1 protein-coding gene is annotated in these 920 nt (G+C 59.2%); it reads right to left on the bottom strand.

Features of this window, described 5'->3' with window-relative positions; genetic code table 11:
- A partial coding sequence (locus GSQ77_RS28940) for an efflux RND transporter permease subunit (RefSeq protein WP_174246522.1) occupies window positions 1-920 on the bottom strand: 920 nt, incomplete at both ends.

Raw genomic sequence — 920 nt, forward strand, 5'->3', positions numbered from 1 at the left:
CGCTCGACGTTCTCGACCACCACGATCGCATCGTCGACCACGATCCCGATCGCCAGCACCATGCCGAACAAGGAGAGCGCGTTGATCGAATAACCGAACGCGAGCAGCAGCGAAAACGTACCGATGATCGAAACTGGCACCGCCAGCAACGGGATCAACGAAGCACGCCAGGTCTGCAAGAAGACGATCACCACGACCACCACCAGCGCAATCGCTTCAAGCAAGGTATGCACTACCGCTTCGATACTGGAGCGCACGAACTGCGTCGGGTCATAGACCACTTGATAGTCGACACCCGGCGGCATGTCGGCCTTCAATTCCTTCATCGTCTTGCGCACTTCGTCGGAGATCTGCAGCGAGTTGGCCCCCGGCGACTGGTTAATCGCAATGGCGACCGCTTGCTTGTTATCCAGCAAGGCCCGCAGCCCGTACTCGGAAGCCGCCATTTCAACGCGTGCGACGTCGCCCAAGCGCGTCACGGCGCCATCGGGTCCCGTCTTCAACACGATGTCGGCGAATTCGGACTCGGTCTGCAAACGGCCTTGCGTATTGATGTTCAGTTGAATCGGTACGTTGGGGCTCATCGGCGATTCACCGATCACCCCCGCGGCCACCTGCACGTTCTGCTCGCGAATCGCATTCGTGATATCCGTCGCAGTCATGCCATGTTCGGCAACCTTTTGCGGGTCGAGCCAGATGCGCATCGAATAATCGCCCGAACCCCAGAGCTGGGCTTCGCCGACACCCTGAATCCGCTCCAGCCGTTCCTTGACGTTGATCAACGCGTAGTTGCGCAGATAAGTCATGTCATAGCGGTTGTTGGGCGAGATCAGGTGGACCACCATCGTGAGCGTCGGCGACGACTTGATCGTCGTCACACCCAGCAACTGCACGTCCTGCGGCAAACGCGGCAACGCTTG

It is taken from the genome of Burkholderia sp. L27(2015) (genome assembly GCF_009765705.1).
Lineage (GTDB): Bacteria > Pseudomonadota > Gammaproteobacteria > Burkholderiales > Burkholderiaceae > LMUX01.